The 15,470-nt window shown below is 70.4% G+C and carries 16 protein-coding genes; 1 reads left to right on the plus strand and 15 read right to left on the minus strand.

Features of this window, described 5'->3' with window-relative positions:
• Positions 1 to 42 precede the first annotated feature (42 nt).
• The 11 genes from nuoI to H036_RS0102230 all read right to left on the minus strand — a co-directional run bounded on the left by nuoI (position 43) and on the right by H036_RS0102230 (position 10,822).
• On the minus strand, positions 43 to 582 hold the full coding sequence (gene nuoI, locus H036_RS0102180) for an NADH-quinone oxidoreductase subunit NuoI (RefSeq protein ID WP_017933131.1): 540 nt from the start codon (positions 580 to 582) through the stop codon (positions 43 to 45).
• Positions 579 to 1,856, minus strand: coding sequence for an NADH-quinone oxidoreductase subunit NuoH (gene nuoH, locus H036_RS0102185; protein ID WP_017933132.1), 1,278 nt, complete (start codon positions 1,854 to 1,856; stop codon positions 579 to 581). Before nuoH ends, nuoI begins: the two co-directional genes overlap by 4 nt.
• On the minus strand, positions 1,853 to 4,138 hold the full coding sequence (locus H036_RS0102190) for an NADH-quinone oxidoreductase subunit G (protein ID WP_017933133.1): 2,286 nt from the start codon (positions 4,136 to 4,138) through the stop codon (positions 1,853 to 1,855). The genes nuoH and H036_RS0102190 overlap by 4 nt, the downstream gene beginning before the upstream one ends.
• Positions 4,135 to 5,427, minus strand: coding sequence for an NADH-quinone oxidoreductase subunit NuoF (gene nuoF / locus H036_RS0102195; protein WP_036487316.1), 1,293 nt, complete (start codon positions 5,425 to 5,427; stop codon positions 4,135 to 4,137). The genes H036_RS0102190 and nuoF overlap by 4 nt, the downstream gene beginning before the upstream one ends.
• A gap of 77 nt (positions 5,428 to 5,504) precedes the next feature.
• Positions 5,505 to 6,212 carry an NADH-quinone oxidoreductase subunit NuoE gene (gene nuoE, locus H036_RS0102200; RefSeq protein ID WP_017933135.1) on the minus strand — a complete coding sequence of 236 codons (708 nt, stop codon included), beginning with the start codon at positions 6,210 to 6,212 and terminating at the stop codon, positions 5,505 to 5,507.
• A complete protein-coding gene (locus H036_RS0102205) occupies positions 6,209 to 7,552 on the minus strand; it encodes an NADH-quinone oxidoreductase subunit D (RefSeq protein ID WP_017933136.1) in 1,344 nt (447 codons plus the stop codon). Before H036_RS0102205 ends, nuoE begins: the two co-directional genes overlap by 4 nt.
• Entirely contained in the window at positions 7,549 to 8,322 is a 774-nt protein-coding gene (locus H036_RS0102210; protein ID WP_017933137.1) for an NADH-quinone oxidoreductase subunit C, read from the minus strand. The genes H036_RS0102205 and H036_RS0102210 overlap by 4 nt, the downstream gene beginning before the upstream one ends.
• Positions 8,319 to 8,873, minus strand: coding sequence for a NuoB/complex I 20 kDa subunit family protein (locus tag H036_RS0102215; protein WP_017933138.1), 555 nt, complete (start codon positions 8,871 to 8,873; stop codon positions 8,319 to 8,321). Before H036_RS0102215 ends, H036_RS0102210 begins: the two co-directional genes overlap by 4 nt.
• A 72-nt stretch (positions 8,874 to 8,945) precedes the next feature.
• A complete protein-coding gene (locus H036_RS0102220; RefSeq protein WP_017933139.1) occupies positions 8,946 to 9,302 on the minus strand; it encodes an NADH-quinone oxidoreductase subunit A in 357 nt (118 codons plus the stop codon).
• A gap of 204 nt (positions 9,303 to 9,506) precedes the next feature.
• Positions 9,507 to 10,196: a demethylmenaquinone methyltransferase gene (locus H036_RS0102225; RefSeq protein WP_017933140.1), complete on the minus strand. Its 690-nt coding sequence runs from the start codon at positions 10,194 to 10,196 to the stop codon at positions 9,507 to 9,509.
• Positions 10,197 to 10,207: 11 nt separating this feature from the next.
• On the minus strand, positions 10,208 to 10,822 hold the full coding sequence (locus H036_RS0102230; protein WP_017933141.1) for a hypothetical protein: 615 nt from the start codon (positions 10,820 to 10,822) through the stop codon (positions 10,208 to 10,210).
• 96 nt (positions 10,823 to 10,918) lie between these two features.
• Between H036_RS0102230 and H036_RS0102235 the strand changes: the two genes are divergently transcribed.
• Positions 10,919 to 12,172, plus strand: coding sequence for an isochorismate synthase (locus H036_RS0102235; protein ID WP_017933142.1), 1,254 nt, complete (start codon positions 10,919 to 10,921; stop codon positions 12,170 to 12,172).
• A gap of 62 nt (positions 12,173 to 12,234) precedes the next feature.
• Here H036_RS0102235 and H036_RS0102240 read toward each other — a convergent pair whose 3' ends face one another.
• The 4 genes from H036_RS0102240 to H036_RS0102255 all read right to left on the minus strand — a co-directional run bounded on the left by H036_RS0102240 (position 12,235) and on the right by H036_RS0102255 (position 15,448).
• A complete protein-coding gene (locus H036_RS0102240; RefSeq protein WP_017933143.1) occupies positions 12,235 to 12,519 on the minus strand; it encodes a YciI family protein in 285 nt (94 codons plus the stop codon).
• Positions 12,519 to 13,154, minus strand: coding sequence for an MBL fold metallo-hydrolase (locus H036_RS0102245; protein WP_017933144.1), 636 nt, complete (start codon positions 13,152 to 13,154; stop codon positions 12,519 to 12,521). The genes H036_RS0102240 and H036_RS0102245 overlap by 1 nt, the downstream gene beginning before the upstream one ends.
• Positions 13,155 to 13,187: 33 nt before the next feature.
• Positions 13,188 to 13,367, minus strand: a complete 180-nt coding sequence (locus H036_RS0102250) for a DUF5999 family protein (RefSeq protein ID WP_017933145.1) — start codon at positions 13,365 to 13,367, stop codon at positions 13,188 to 13,190.
• A gap of 200 nt (positions 13,368 to 13,567) precedes the next feature.
• Entirely contained in the window at positions 13,568 to 15,448 is a 1,881-nt protein-coding gene (locus H036_RS0102255) for a Na+/H+ antiporter (RefSeq protein WP_017933146.1), read from the minus strand.
• Between the last annotated feature and the right edge of the window lie 22 nt (positions 15,449 to 15,470).

Raw genomic sequence — 15,470 nt, forward strand, 5'->3', positions numbered from 1 at the left:
CGGCGAAGCGAGTCCGGCGAGCCGGAGAACCGAGCGGCGTACTCATCGGACGATGCTCTCCGGCGCGTAGTAGCTCTGCTCGTCATCGCCCAGGAGCATCGGGTGCGGCGGCTGCTCCATGCCCGGCTGGAGTGGGGCGAGCAGGTCGGACTTCTCGTAGATCAGGCTCTCCCGCGAGGTGTCGGCGAGCTCGTACTCGTTCGTCATCGTCAGCGCCCGGGTCGGGCAGGCCTCGATGCACAGGCCGCACAGGATGCAGCGCAGGTAGTTGATCTGATAGACGCGGCCATAGCGCTCCCCGGGGCTGAAGCGCTGGCTGTTGCCCTCGGCGTCGGGCTCATCGGAGTTCTCCGCGCCCTCGACGTAGATCGCGTCCGCCGGGCACGCCCACGCGCACAGCTCGCAGCCGATGCACTTCTCCAGCCCGTCGGGGTGACGGTTGAGCTGGTGCCGGCCGTGGAAGCGGGGGGCCGTCGGCATCTTCTCGAACGGGTACTGCTCGGTGACCGGCTTCTTGAACTGGGTGGTGAAGGTGACCGCGAAGCCTGCCACCGGGTCCCACAGATTCTCGCGGATGTTCACGATGCCTCCTCGATCGAGCGTGTGGGAGCCGGGGACGGGAAGACCAGCGCCTCGGCGCGGCCGCGGACAGCGCCACCGATCGGCATCGGCGGCACGGGGAACGCCCCCTGGTGCTCGGCGACCGGCATCTCGGGAGCCTTCGGCCCGCGCAGCAGGACGACCAGCATGCCGGCGGTGAAAAGCACGGCGGGTACGGCGACCCAGCGCGGGTCGAAGCCGTTCTCCAGCGCGATGACGCGGACGGTGGCGACCACCAGGATCCAGACCAGCGCGAGCGGGATCAGCCGCTTCCAGCCCAGCGCCATGAACTGGTCGTAGCGCAACCGCGGCAGCGAGCCGCGCAGCCAGATGAAGACCCAGACGAAGCCGAGCAGCTTGCCGAAGAACCACAGCAGCGGCCAGTAGCCCTCGTTCGCCCCCGCCCAGACGTGGTCGATCCAGAGGGGCGCGTGCCACCCGCCCAGGAAGAGCGTGGTCGCCAGCGCGGAGACCGTCGCCATGTTGACGTACTCGGCCAGGAAGAAGAGCGCGAACTTCAGCGAGGAGTACTCGGTGTGGAAGCCGCCGACCAGCTCGCCCTCGGCCTCAGGCAGGTCGAACGGCGCCCGGTTGGTCTCGCCGACCATCGAGATCGCGTAGATCAAGAAGCTGGGCATCAGCACCAGCCCGAACCACATGTCGCCCTGCGCGGCCACGATCGCGCTGGTGGACAGGCTGCCGGCGTACATGAAGACCGAGACCAGCGCGAGGCCCATCGCGACCTCATAGGAGATCATCTGCGCGCTCGAGCGCAGACCGCCCAGGAGCGAGTACGTCGACCCGCTCGCCCAACCGCCGAGCACGATGCCGTAGATGCCGACGCTGGCGATCGCCATCACGAACAGCACCGCGACCGGCAGGTCGGTCAGCTGCAGCGGCGTGCGCTGGCCCAAGAAGTCCACCACCGGCCCGAACGGGATCACGCTGAACGTCACGAACGAGGGCACCACCGCCAGGATCGGCGCGATGATGAAGACGATCCGGTCGGCCTTGTCGGGGGTCAGGTCCTCCTTGAGCGCCAGCTTCACACCGTCGGCGAGACTCTGCAGCAGGCCGAAGGGGCCGTTCACGTTGGGCCCGATCCGGTGCTGCATCCGGGCCACCACCCGGCGCTCCCACCAGATGTTGAACAACGTCAGGACGACGCAGACCCCGAAGATCAGCACCACCTTGATCAACACGACCCACCAGGTGTCGTTGCCGAAGTCGGCCAGGCTCCGCTGCGTCGGGCTCATGCCGAGGTCACCTCCACGCCCGAGCCGGGCGAAGCCAGATCCGCCAGTACGCCGCGGCCGGTGCTGTTGCTCGGCAGCCACACCACGTCGTCGGCGACATCGGCCGCCTGCGCCGGCAGGGTGATCGAGCCGCGATCGCCGGTGACGGTGACCGTCGTACCGAGGCGGTGCAGGTTGGCGCGGCTCAGCAGCGCGATCGCGGGCCGGGCGGTCGCCGCGTAGGACTTGTCACCCATCTGGAGGCTGCCGTTGTCGATCATCAGCTTCCAGGTGCTCAGGCGGAACGCCCCCGCGCCTACGGCCGCCCCGGCCGCTGCGCGGCGCGGGTGCTTGCCTGCGAGGCCCTCCGGCAGGGGCGGAGCGGCGGACTCCATGGCGACGTAGCGGTCCGCGATCTGGCCGAGGATCTCGGCGTCGGAGTAGGTGGCGGGCTTGTCGAAGACCTTCGGGAACGGCCGTGGGCGGCCCTCCCAGGTGAGGAACGTGCCGGTCTTCTCGGTCACGGCAGCGACGGGCAGAACCACGTCCGCGCGGCGGGTGACCTCGGAGGGGTGCAGCTCGAGGCTGACCACGAACTCGGCCCGGTCGAGGGCGGCCAGGAACGCCGCCGGGTCGCCGGTGTCATCGGGGTCGACGCCGCCGACCAGCAGCGCACGCACGTCGCCGGCGAGGACACCCTCGATGATCTGGTCGGCATCGCGTGCGTGCGCGTCGAGGGGGAAGGCGCCCGCCTCGACCGCCCCGCGGTCGCCGGCGCGCCGGGGCACCCAGCCGAGCTTGGCTCCGGTGGTGTCCGCCAGCGCCGCCGCAGCATCCAGCGCGCCCGGCGAGGTGGCCAACCGCTCCCCCACCAGGATCACGGCGGTCGGCGCGACGTCGGTCAGACCCGCGATCGCGGCGGCCTCGTCCCCCGGCGTACAACGCACCAGCTCGGCACCCAGCTTGGCCGAGCCCGGCGAGAGCAGCGGGGCGATGGTCCGGATCCGCTGCGCGCCGGCCTGAGCCTGTCGAAGGGTCGAGGCCCGCAGCCGCAGGAAGATCGTGCCGGCCTCGTCCTCGGGCTCGAGCCCGATGAGCACCACCTCGGTGGCCGCATCGAGGTCGGCATAGGTGACCTCGCTCCTGCCGCGCACGTGCTCGGCGAGGAACCGGGTCTCCTCGGCCGACAGCGGCCGAGCACGGAAGTCGATGTCGGCCCCGCCGAGCGTGTCCCGGGCGAAGGAGGAGTACGCCGCGGCGTCCTGCACCGTCCCGCGGCCACCCGGCAGTACCCCCACCGCGCCGACGCCACCGGCCGCGGCGAGCCCGCGGGCCGCCAGCTCGAAGGCCTCCAGCCACGACGCCGGCCGCAACGGCGCGCGGTGCCCCGAGGCTGTCGAAGGATCGTCGGCGTCACGGACCATCGGGTAGCGCAGCCGGTCCTCGGCGTCGGCGTACCGGAACGCGAACCGATCCTTGTCGCTGATCCACTCCTGGTTGACCTCGGGGTCGTTGCCGGCCAGCCGCCGCATCACCTTGCCGCGGCGGTGGTCGATCCGGATCGCCGCGCCGCACGCGTCGTGCTCGGCGACGCCGGGGCTGGAGACCAGGTCGAAGGGGCGCGAGCGGAAGCGGTACTCGGCCGAGGTGAGGGCGCCGACCGGGCAGATCTGGATGACGTTGCCGGAGAAGTAGGAGGAGAAGTCGCGGCCCTCGGCGATGCCGATCTGCTGACGGGCACCGCGGTCGATCAGCGCGATGCCGGGGTCGCCGGGGATCTCGGCGGCGAACCGGGTGCATCGCTGGCACACGATGCAGCGCTCGCGGTCGAGCAGGATGTTCGGGGAGAGGTTGATCGGCTTGGCGAAGGTGCGCTTCTGGCCGTCGAACCGGCTCTCCCCACGGCCGTTGCTCATCGCCTGGTTCTGTAGCGGGCACTCACCGCCCTTGTCGCAGACCGGGCAGTCCAGCGGGTGGTTGACCAGCAGGAACTCCATGATCCCCTGCTGCGCCTTGCTGGCGGTGGCGTTGTCGGTCTCCACCACCATGCCCTCCGCGACCGGGATGGTGCAGGAGGCCTGCGGCTTCGGGAAGCCACGGCCGTTGCCGGCGTCGGGGATGTCGACCAGGCACTGTCGGCAGGCGCCCACCGGTGCGAGCAGCGGGTGGTCGCAGAACCGTGGGATCTGTACGCCGACCTCCTCGGCGGCCCGGATCACCAACGTGCCCTCCGGCACCGTCACCGGCATGCCGTCGATGGTCAGGTTGACAGTCGTGGTGTCGCCGGTCGAGACCTCGCTCATGCCAGGACCTCCTGCGCGAAGAGGGTCGAGGCGGCCGGGTCGAACGGGCAGCCGCCGTGGGTGAGGTGGTCGAGGTACTCCTGGCGGAAGTACTTGATGCTGGAGGTGATCGGCGAGGTGGCACCGTCGCCGAGGGCGCAGAACGAGCGGCCCAGGATGTTGTCGCACTGGTCGAGCAGCAGGTCGAGGTCGTCCTCGGACCCGTGACCCTGCTCGAGCCGGGCGAGCACCTGCGCCAGCCAGTAGGTCCCCTCGCGGCACGGCGTGCACTTGCCGCAGGACTCGTGCTTGTAGAACTCCGTCCAGCGCAGCACGGCACGCACCACGCAGACCGTCTCGTCGAAGATCTGCAGCGCCCGGGTGCCGAGCATCGAGCCCGCGGCGGCCACCGACTCGAAGTCGAGCGGCACGTCGAGGTGCTCGGCGGTGAACAGCGGGGTCGAGGAGCCGCCGGGCGTCCAGAACTTCAGCTCATGGCCCGCCCGCACCCCGCCGGCGAGGTCGAGCAGCTCGCGCAGAGTGATCCCCAGCGGCGCCTCGTACTGCCCGGGCCGGGTGACGTGGCCCGAGAGCGAGAAGATCCCGACGCCGTTGGACTTCTCGGTGCCCATCGCGGCGAACCACTCGGCACCGTTCTTCAGGATCGCCGGCACCGAGGCGATCGACTCGGCGTTGTTGATCACCGTCGGGCTGGCGTACAGACCGGCGACGGCCGGGAAGGGCGGGCGCAGCCGCGGTTGACCGCGGCGGCCCTCCAGCGAGTCGAGCAGGGCGGTCTCCTCGCCGCAGATGTAGGCACCCGCTCCGGCATGCACGACCAGCTCGAGGTCATAGCCGCTGCCGTGGATGTCGGTGCCGAGGTGACCTGCGGCGTACGCCTCCCGGACCGCGGCCTGAAGACGGCGGATCACGTGCAGCACCTCGCCCCGCACGTAGATGAACGCTCGGTTGGCCTTGATCGCGTAGCTGGAGATGATCACGCCCTCGACCAGCGTGTGCGGCGAGGCCATCATCAGCGGGATGTCCTTGCAGGTCCCGGGCTCGGACTCGTCCGCGTTGACGACCAGGTAGCGCGGCTTCTCGCTCTCGGCGGGCAGGAAGCCCCACTTCATGCCGGTCGGGAAGCCCGCGCCGCCGCGGCCGCGCAGGCCGCTGGCCTTGACCGTCTCGACGACGTCCTCCGGCGTCATCCCCAGGGCCACGTCGAGCGCCTGGTAGCCACCGAACGCGGCGTACGACGCCAGCGTCCACGCGCGCTCGAGGCCCCAGTTGGCGGTGAGGACCGGCATCAGTGCGCCGGTGCCGGAGGGTCCGGTGGCCGAGGAGCCATTGGCCGAGGACCCGTTGGCCGAGGCGTCGGGGAGGGTCATGCGTCGTACTCCTCGTTCGTCAGGCCGTGCCGAGGTGCGTCGGCGAGCTGGACCAGCCCGGCGATCTCGGCCTGGGTGGCATGCACCTGCAGCCCGGCCAGTGACGCCGGCCCGGCGGCCGGCCCCTCATCCGCGAGGCCGTCGTCGAAGCCGGCGAGCACCCGCTCGGCCTGGCGCCAGGTGCAGATCCGCGGACCGCGGGTGGAGGCCACCGGGTGGCCCGCGCGCAGCGCCTCGACCGTGCGGACCAGCCCGTCGGGGGTCTGGTTGTCGAGGAACTCCCAGTTGACCATCACGACCGGCGCGAAGTCACAGGCGGCGTTGCACTCGACGTGCTCCAGGCTGACGGAGTACTGGTCGCCCTGGCGCTTGGGCGCGACCTCGTCGTTGCCCACGCCGAGGTGCTCCTCGAGCCGGGCCAGGATGGCGTCGCCGCCCATCACCGCGCACAGCGTGTTGGTGCAGACCCCGACGTGGAAGTCGCCCACCCGGTGGCGCTTGTACATCGTGTAGAACGTCGCCACCGCGCTGACCTCGGCCGGTGTCAGTCCGAGCACCTCCGCGCAGGCCTCGATGCCGGCAGGCGTCACCGAACCCTCGGCCGACTGGACCAGGTGCAACATCGGCAGCAGGCCCGACCGGGCCTGCGGATAGCGGCCGGCGATGTCGCGCAGCTCGCTGCGTGTCTCCTCGGAGATGGTCACCTGTCAACGCCTCCCATCACCGGGTCGATCGAGGCGATCGCGACGATCACGTCGGCCACCATGCCGCCTTCGCTCATCACCGACGTCGCTTGGAGATTGGTGAACGACGGGTCGCGGAAGTGCACCCGGTAGGGCCGGGTGCCGCCGTCGCTGACCACGTGCGCGCCCATCTCGCCCCGGGGCGACTCGATGGCGGCGTAGGCCTGACCGGCCGGCACCCGGAAGCCCTCGGTGACCAGCTTGAAGTGATGGATCAGCGCCTCCATCGACTCGCCCATGATGTGCCGGATGTGGTCGAGGCTGTTGCCCATCCCGTCGGTGCCGATCGCCAGCTGGGAGGGCCAGGCGATCTTCTTGTCGGCCACCATCACCGGAGCGCCGTCGAGGTGGCCGAGACGGTCGGCCGCCTGCTCCACGATCCGCAGCGACTCCTCCATCTCGTCGAGCCGGATCCGGAACCGGCCGTAGGAGTCGGCGGTGTCCCAGGTGATGACGTCGAAGCTGTAGTCCTCGTAGCCGCAGTAGGGCTGGGTCTTGCGCAGGTCCCACGGATATCCGGTCGAGCGCAGGACCGGACCGGTGATGCCCAGCGCCAGGCAGCCCTCGAGGTCGAGATGGCCCACGCCCTCGAGCCGGCCGCGGAAGATCGGGTTGGCGTTGCACAGCGCGGCGTACTCCTTGAGCCGCTCGCGCATCAGCACGACGAAGGCACGGATCTCATCGAGCGCGCCCGGCGGCAGATCCTGGGCGACGCCACCGGGTCGGATGAACGCATGGTTCATCCGCAGGCCGGTGATCAGCTCGAAGAGGTCGAGCACCAGCTCACGCTCGCGGAAGCCGATCGTCATCACGGTCAGCGCGCCGATCTCCATGCCGCCGGTGGCGATCGCGACCAGGTGCGAGGAGATCCGGTTGAGCTCCATCAGGAGCACGCGCATGACCTGCGCCTTCTCCGGCACGTCGTCCTCGATGCCGAGCAGGCGCTCAACGCCCAGGGCGTATGCGGTCTCGTTGAACAGCGGGCTGAGGTAGTCCATCCGGGTGACGAACGTGGTGCCCTGCACCCAGCTGCGGTACTCGAGGTTCTTCTCGATGCCGGTGTGCAGGTAGCCGATGCCGCAGCGGGCCTCGGTGACCGTCTCGCCCTCGAGCTCGAGGATCAGCCTGAGCACGCCGTGGGTCGAGGGGTGCTGCGGGCCCATGTTGACGATGACCCGCTCCTCGGGCGTCTCCTTGAGCAGGTCGGTGAGCTCGTCCCAGTCCTGGCCGGTGGCGGTGAAGACCGTCTCCTCTCCGGTCGCCGAGCCTGCCCCGGACGCCGAGCCTGTCGAGGTGGTCATGCGTAGCTCCTGCGCTCGTCCGGCGGCGGGATGGTGGCGCCGTGGTAGTCGACCGGGATGCCGCCCAGCGGGTAGTCCTTGCGCTGCGGGTGGCCCGGCCAGTCGTCCGGCATCAGGATCCGGGTCAGCGCGGGGTGTCCGTCGAAGACGATCCCGAACATGTCGAAGGTCTCCCGCTCGTGCCAGTCGAGGGTCGGGTAGACCGGCACCAGGCTGGGGACGTGCGGTTCGCTGTCGGGAGCACTGGCCTCGACCCGGATCCGCCGGTTGTAGGTCATCGAGAGCAGGTGGTAGACCGCGTGCAGCTCAGCGCCCACCTGGTCGGGGTAGTGCACCCCGCTGACCCCGCTGCACAGCTCGAAGCGGAGCCGCTCGTCGTCGCGCAGGTGCCGCATCAGCGTCGGCAGCTCCTCACGGCGTACGACGACGGTCAGCTCGCCGGCGTGCAGCACCACCCGCGGCTCCTCGCCGAGGTGGTCGGCGACCGCATCGGCCAGCTCGTCGTACCAGCCCCCGTAGGGACGCTTGGCCAGCGGCGGGAGCGCGATGCGACGCAGCAGTCCGCCGTACCCGCTGGTGTCGCCGCTGCCCTGCACGCCGAACATGCCGGTGCGGGCACCGACCGCGCCCGAGCCCGGGAAGCCGCTGGTCGACTCGGTGGTCGGCTCCGGCATCAGGCCGGTACCGACGACCTCGTCGTGGCCGGTGTCGTGGCGGTCGTCGCCGTGCGACGCCGCGCCGCCGCCCGCGGGGCCCGTCGAGGGGCTCATCGCAGCAGCCCCCGCTGGTCGATCAGCGGCAGCGCGCGGAGAGCGACGTTCTCGCGCTCCTCGACGACGGCCGCCTCGTTGCTGCCGAGCTTGCCATGCTGGATCTGGTCGTGCAGCTTGAGGATCGCATCGATGAGCATCTCGGGGCGCGGTGGGCAGCCGGGGAGATACATGTCGACCGGGACGACGTGGTCGACGCCCTGGACGATGGCGTAGTTGTTGAACATCCCGCCGGAGCTGGCACACACGCCCATCGCCAGCACCCACTTGGGCTCCGGCATCTGGTCGTAGATCTGGCGCAGGACCGGCGCCATCTTCTGGCTGACCCGGCCGGCCACGATCATCAGGTCGGCCTGACGGGGGCTGGCCCGGAAGACCTCCATGCCGAAGCGCGCCAGGTCGTACTTCGGGCCGCCGCTGGTCATCATCTCGATCGCGCAGCAGGCCAGCCCGAACGTCGCCGGCCACAACGACGCCTTGCGCATATAGCCCGCCACACCCTCGACGGTGGTCAGCAGGACGCCGCTGGGGAGCTTCTCCTCTAGACCCACGGCCGTCCTCGCTTCGCTCCGGGCAGCCGCGGATCCCCGACGATGCTGCGTTCCATGACTCGCTCGATCACGTCAGTCCCAGTCCAATCCGCCGCGGCGCCAGACGTACACGTAGGCGACGAACACGGCGAGGATGAAGACGGCCATCTCGACCAGGCCGTAGACCCGCAGCTGGTCGATCCGGACGGCCAGCGGGAGCAGGAAGATGATCTCCACGTCGAAGACGATGAAGAGCATCGCGATCACGTAGTACTTCACCGGGAAGCGGCCGTCGAGGGCCTGCGGTGTGGGCTCGATGCCGCACTCGTAGGCGTCCGCCTTGGCGCGGTTGGCCCGACGCGGGCCGACCAGGCTGCTCATCGCCACCGAGCCGATGGCGAAGGCGGCGGCGAGCGCGAACAGCACCAGGATCGGTGCGTAGAGATGCATCGACAGCTCCTCCCAACCCACCGTCTTGCGACTTTGTGAATCGGATCACATGTGGGTCGAATCACATATTGCCACCCTGGGAGGTAAATGCAAGGCCCAATCAGCGAGCCCCCGGACGTGTCACGGTGACACGTCGGGGGCTCGGCGACAGATCGGAGGCGTCACGGTGACGCGGATGGTCACCGTGACGCTTGGCGGCTCGGGCTAGGCCCGACCGTGGTGCAGGGCGACGATGCCGCCCGAGAGGTTCGACCAGCCGACCTCGGACCAGCCGGCCTGCTCGATGAGGCGCGCGAGACCGGGCTGGTCGGGCCATGCCCGGATCGACTCGGCGAGGTAGACATAGGCGTCCGGGGAGGAGGAGACGGCGCGCGCGACGGCCGGGAGCGCCTTCATGAGGTACTCCACGTAGACGGTCCGGAACGGCTTCCAGGTCGGGTGGCTGAACTCGCAGACCACGATCCGGCCGCCCGGCTTGGTGACGCGGCGCAGCTCGCTCAGCCCGGCCAGCGGGTCGACGATGTTGCGCAGCCCGAAGGAGATGGTGACGGCGTCGAAGGTGCCGTCAGCGAAGGGGAGCCGGGTGCCGTCGCCCGCCGTGAACGGCAGATACGGCTTGGCGGCCTTGCCCACCTGGAGCATGCCCAGCGAGAAGTCGCACGGCACCACTTCTGCGCCGGCATCGGCGAAGGGCTGCGACGACGTACCGGTGCCGGCGGCGAGGTCGAGGACCAGCTCGCCCGGCTGGGGCGCCACCGCCGCGATGACGTGCTTGCGCCAGCGCCGGTCCTGGCCCAGCGACAGCACGTCGTTGGTCACGTCGTAGCGACGCGCCACCGCGTCGAACATCCGGCGTACGTCGCCGGGCTGCTTGCCGAGGTCGGCTCGGGTCACCGCCGGTGACCTCAGCGGACCTTGGCGAGGACCAGGTCCGCGACCTTGGCGACGTCGGAGGCGGCGACGGACGGGGCCATCACCTGCACGGTCACGTTGCCCTCGCTGCGCTGGCACTGGGTCTGGCTGGGCGTGACCTGTCCAGCGGTCGCGGTGGTGCCGTCGACGATGCAGGTCGAGTTGCCGACCTTGACCAGCTGCTGGACCGAGCTGCCCTGCTGGAGCTTGCTCGGGTCGGAGATCTCGCCCGGCGAGAACGCGCCGCCGGCGGCGCGGAAGACCTGGACGAAGAAGATCTCGGAACTGCCCTTGATGTAGATCCGGTTGCCGAAGCCGCCACCGGTGGTCTTCTGCAGCGCGGCGTCGCCGTACTTGATCTCGGCCTTCACCTCGGCGGCGACCTGGGCCTCGTTGCCGGCCACGTTGGCGTTGCCCTTCCACGCGCTGGCGTTGTCGGCCGCGACGTAGCCACCCGGGAGGCTGCTGGGCATGTCGATGCGTGAGGTGTCGGCCTCGTCGCCCTGGGCCTTGGGCAGGAGCACCGCGAAGACGACGACAAGCGCGAGCGCGACGGCGCCGATGGCAATGCCGGTCAGGGGAACATCGCTGTTGCGAGTCTTGCTCACGGATCACTCCTCGTTCGTGGTCGCGACCACGCTACCGGGCAGGCTGCAACCGACCGCAACCGGGGCGATGGTCCCAGGCCCGGATAGGCTCCCCACGTGAGCCCTGACGTACCGGCCCTCGTAGCGCGCACCACGGTGGTCGACGACGTCGGCGAGCTGCTCGACCTGCTGCCCACCTCCGGCGAGCTCGTCTCGTGGGTACGCCGCGGCGAGGGCCTGGTCGGCTGGGGCACCGCCGCCGCGCTGCGCACCGCCGGGCCGACCCGCTTCGCCGACGCCGCCAAGTGGTGGTCGGAGCTGGTCGCCCGCGCCTCTGTCAGCGACGAGGTCGGCGAGCCCGGCAGCGGGCTGGTCTCCTTCGGGTCCTTCGCCTTCGCGGAGTCGACCGGCGACTCGGTCCTGGTGGTGCCGGCGGTGGTCGTCGGCCGACGCGGTCCGATCACGTGGGTCACCACCATCGCCGACTCTGCAGGAGTGGCCGCCGAGGGTGCTGACCCGGCGGCCATGTCGACCTACGCGGCGCCGGTGCCGCCGCGGGACATCGTCTTCAGTGACGGCGCCCTGGACGGCGAGACCTGGATGAGCGTGGTCGCCGACGCGGTGGCCCGGATCAACCGCGGAGACCTGGAGAAGGTCGTGCTGGCCCGCGACCTGATCGCGACGGCGAGCGACGAGATCGACCTGCGCTGGCCGCTGAGCCGGCTGGCCGAGTCGTACCCGATGTGCTGGACGTTCCACGTGGACGGGCTGTTCGGCGCGACGCCGGAGCTGCTGGTGCGCCGCGAGCGCGGCCTGGTGACCTCACGGGTGCTGGCCGGGACCATCCGGCGGACCGGCGATGACGGGCACGACCTCGCCCTGGCCGCGACGCTGGCGCGGTCCTCGAAGGACCTGGAGGAGCACGAGTACGCCGTCAGGTCCGTGGCCGACGCGCTCGAGCCGCACTGCTCGTCGATGAACGTGCCGGAGTCGCCGTTCGTGCTGCACCTGCCCAACGTCATGCACCTGGCGACCGACGTCACGGGCGTGGCGCACGACGACCGCACCTCGCTGGAGCTGGCCGAGGCCCTGCATCCCTCCGCCGCCGTCGGCGGCACCCCGACTCCGGACGCGGTCGCCCTGATCGCGGAGATCGAGGGAATGGACCGCGGCCGCTACGCCGGCCCGGTCGGCTGGATGGACGCCTCCGGCGACGGCGAGTGGGGCATCGCGCTGCGCTCTGCACTGCTGTCGGGCAACACGGTGCGGCTCTTCGCCGGCTGTGGCGTGGTCGGCTCCTCCGATCCGGCCGACGAGCTGGCGGAGTCGCAGGCCAAGCTGGTGCCGGTGCGGGACGCCCTCGGCGGCTGATCCTGACGGACCGGGCGGGGCGTCCGAGCCGTGCTCGTCTCGCCCCACCCGGACGTGGGCCCTCAGATGCCCAGCTGCGCCTTCCAGGAGCCCATCCCGATCGTCCATTCGGTCACGATCCGCTTGGCGATCGCACCGGCGCCCCAGAACGGGTCGCCGTCCAGCCATGCCTCCAGCTCGGTCGGCTCGGCCTGGTAGACGATCACCGCGCCGCCAGCGGCGGTCGGGCCGCTGAGGAGCAGACCCGCGCGGGAGTCGAGGAACTCACGGTGCGCCGGGCGCAGCTCGTCGCGCACCGCGGTGGTGCCGTCGCCGTACTCGTAGAGCACCACGCTGATCTGGGACATCAGAGGTCCTCCCCGTCCTTGAGCCGCTTGAACTCCTGACCCTGCTTGGGCAGGAAGGCACCTGCGAGGCCGTCGAAGACACCGTGGCCGGCCTCGCTGTAGATCCGATCGTGGATCGCGATGTTGATCGGGGCCTTGACCTCGCGCATGAAGTCGACCAGCTCGCTCGAGCGCGCCCAGGGAGCGGAGGCAGGCGCGAGCAGTACGTCGATGTCCACACCCGGACCGGTCAGCGCGTCGCCGGGGTGGAAGACCTTCTGGTCCCCCAGGGTGAGCAGGTAGCCGCTGTTGTGGAAGCGCGGCAGCTCGGGGTGGATCACGGCGTGCAGCTCGCCGACCGCCGTGACCGGAAGGCCGACGTCGAAGGAATCGCCGGGGGCGACCACGGTGGTGCGCTCGAAGACCTCAGGTGCGTCCTCGCGGATCTTGGCCGCGACGGCGTCGATGGTCCACACCGGGGCGTCGACCGCCTTGAGGAGGTCGGGCACGTAGTGGTCCATGTGCTCGTGGGTGATCAGGATCGCGTCAGCGCCGTCGAGCGCCTCGCGGTCGGTGAAGATGCCGGGGTCGAGGACCAGCGTGGTGCCCTCGTGCTCGATCCGGACACAGGCATGGCCGAACTTGGTGATCCGCATGGCGCCAGCCTAGGCGACCGGCGTAGTGCGGAATCAGACGAGGTGTGGCACCCGGCCGACCCCTCCGTCGGGCGTCAGGTAGGCGCCGTCGTCGAAGAGGATCACGCCGTTGCACAGGCACTCCCAGCCCTGCTCGCTGTGGTCCGATACGACGTGTGCGCTGCAGCACTCGGGCGCGGTGGCGTCCGGGCAACGCGGTGTGTGGTTACACATGCTTCCCCCAGGTCGTGCGTCCGGAGCCGGTGTGCTCCGGACTGGTCTTGTCCGGTACACCGATCATGCGCCTCGGGGCTGACAGATTCGGGCTAGTCGGGCGGTTCTGTGGAAAAAGTCGCCAGAACGTTTCCCGGCCATCACCCGATCGGGCTACTCCCGCCCCCGGCCTCGAGGCGAAAGGGACTACTTGGGGTCGCTCAGGCCGTCTGGTGGTGCAGGTAGCACCAGCGCCAGTCCTCACCCGGCTCGCTGGACTGCATCACCGGGTGCGAGCTGTCGTGGAAGTGCCGGGTCGCGTGCTGCCGCGGTGAGGAGTCGCAACAGCCGAGGTTGCCGCAGACCAGGCAGCGGCGCAGCGCCACCCAGCGGGTGCCCTCCTTCAGGCAGTCCTGGCAGACCAGGCCGGCGGCCTGCTCGGCGTCGATCACCGGCTCGGCCGGATAGCGCTCCAGGTCCGGGCAGACCCCTCCCGGCGCGCGCCGCGACCGCTCGGTCTCGCGGGCCTCGTTCCGCTCCGCCTCGGCGATGCCGAGCATGGACTCCTCGACGTCGAGCATCGTCAGCACGTCCGCGACCACGTCGGAGGGCACCGTGCCCGACTTGCGGATCTCCAGGATGCGGGTGCGCTCGGCGTCGATCATGGTGTTGCGCACCCGGTTGTAGAGCTCGCTGGGCGACTCCTCGCCGGCCGCCGTCCCCAGCCGCTCCCACGCCGCGAAGTTACGCATGTCCACGCGCTGGCGGACGATGTCGACCACGCCGTGCGGATCGTCGTACTCCATCTTCTCCAGCGCCGCCATCCCCGCCTTGCTGGCCTGCTGGAGCAGCGTGGCCCGCGCAAGGGCGTCCTCCACCGGGTCGGGCGAGGGCACCCGCAGCACCCGCGCCAGCCAGGGCAGCGTCAGACCCTGGATGAACAGCGTCCCGGCGACCACCGTGAACGCGATCAGCAGCAGCACCTCGCGGTGGGGGGCGGTCTTCGGGATGAGGTACGCCGCGGCGAGCGTCACCACGCCGCGCATCCCGGCCCAACCGAGGATCGCGGTGTTGGTCCAGGGCGTCGGCAGACCGGTGGCCGGATCCGGGCCCGGGCGGATCAACAGGTAGCGGGTCACGAAGACCCAGACCATCCGGATCACGATGACGCCCAGCAGCGTGGCCACGCAGACGGCCACGATCCGCCCCGCTGAGACCGGACTGCGGCGTACGTCGGCGAGCAGCCAGTCCACCTGCAGACCGATCAGCAGGAAGACGGTGTTCTCCAGGACGTAGGAGATGGTGCGCCAGTTCATCCGCTCGGCGATCCGGGACTGGGCCGTCTGCAGCACGGGCGCTCGGTGGCCGAGCAGCAGGCCGGCCACGACCACGGCGATGACGCCGGATGCCTTGAGCTCCTCGGCGAGCAGGTAGGCGGCGAACGGCACCACCAGCGACATCCCGGTGTCGAAGACCGGGTCGGTGACCTTCTTGCGCAGGAAGCCCACCAGCGCGTACATCGCGATACCGACCAGCACGCCGCCGCCGGCCGCCCGGACGAAGTCCAGCCCGATGTGCCACAGCTGCACGCCACCGGCGACGGCGAGGATGGCGGTGCGAAGCGAGACCAGCGCGGTGGCGTCGTTGAGCAGGGACTCGCCCTCCAGGATCGTCACGATGCGGCGTGGCAGACCGATGTGCCGGGCCACCGCGACCGCCGCCACCGCATCCGGCGGCGCCACCACCGCGCCGATCGCGAAGCTCGCCGGCCAGCCCGCGTCGGGCAGCAGGGCGTGCACGATCAGGCCGATCCCCAACGTGGTAGCCACCACCAGCCCGACCGAGAGCAGCAGGATCGAGCGGCGGTTGGCGTTGAAGTCGACCAGCGAGGTCTGGATCGCGGTCGAGTAGAGCAGGGGTGGCAGCAGGCCGAGCAGCACCACCTCCGGCTCGAGGTGCACCTCCGGCATCGAGGGGATGTAGGAGATGGCGACGCCCGCCGTGATCAGCACGAGTGGTGCGGGCACGTCGATCCTGCTGGAGAGCGCTGTCACCGCCAGGACGCCGACAGCGAGCGCGGTCAGGAAGATCGCGATGTGCACGGGCCCATCATGTCGTGCCCCC

Source organism: Nocardioides sp. Iso805N (genome assembly GCF_000364605.1).
GTDB lineage: Bacteria > Actinomycetota > Actinomycetes > Propionibacteriales > Nocardioidaceae > Nocardioides.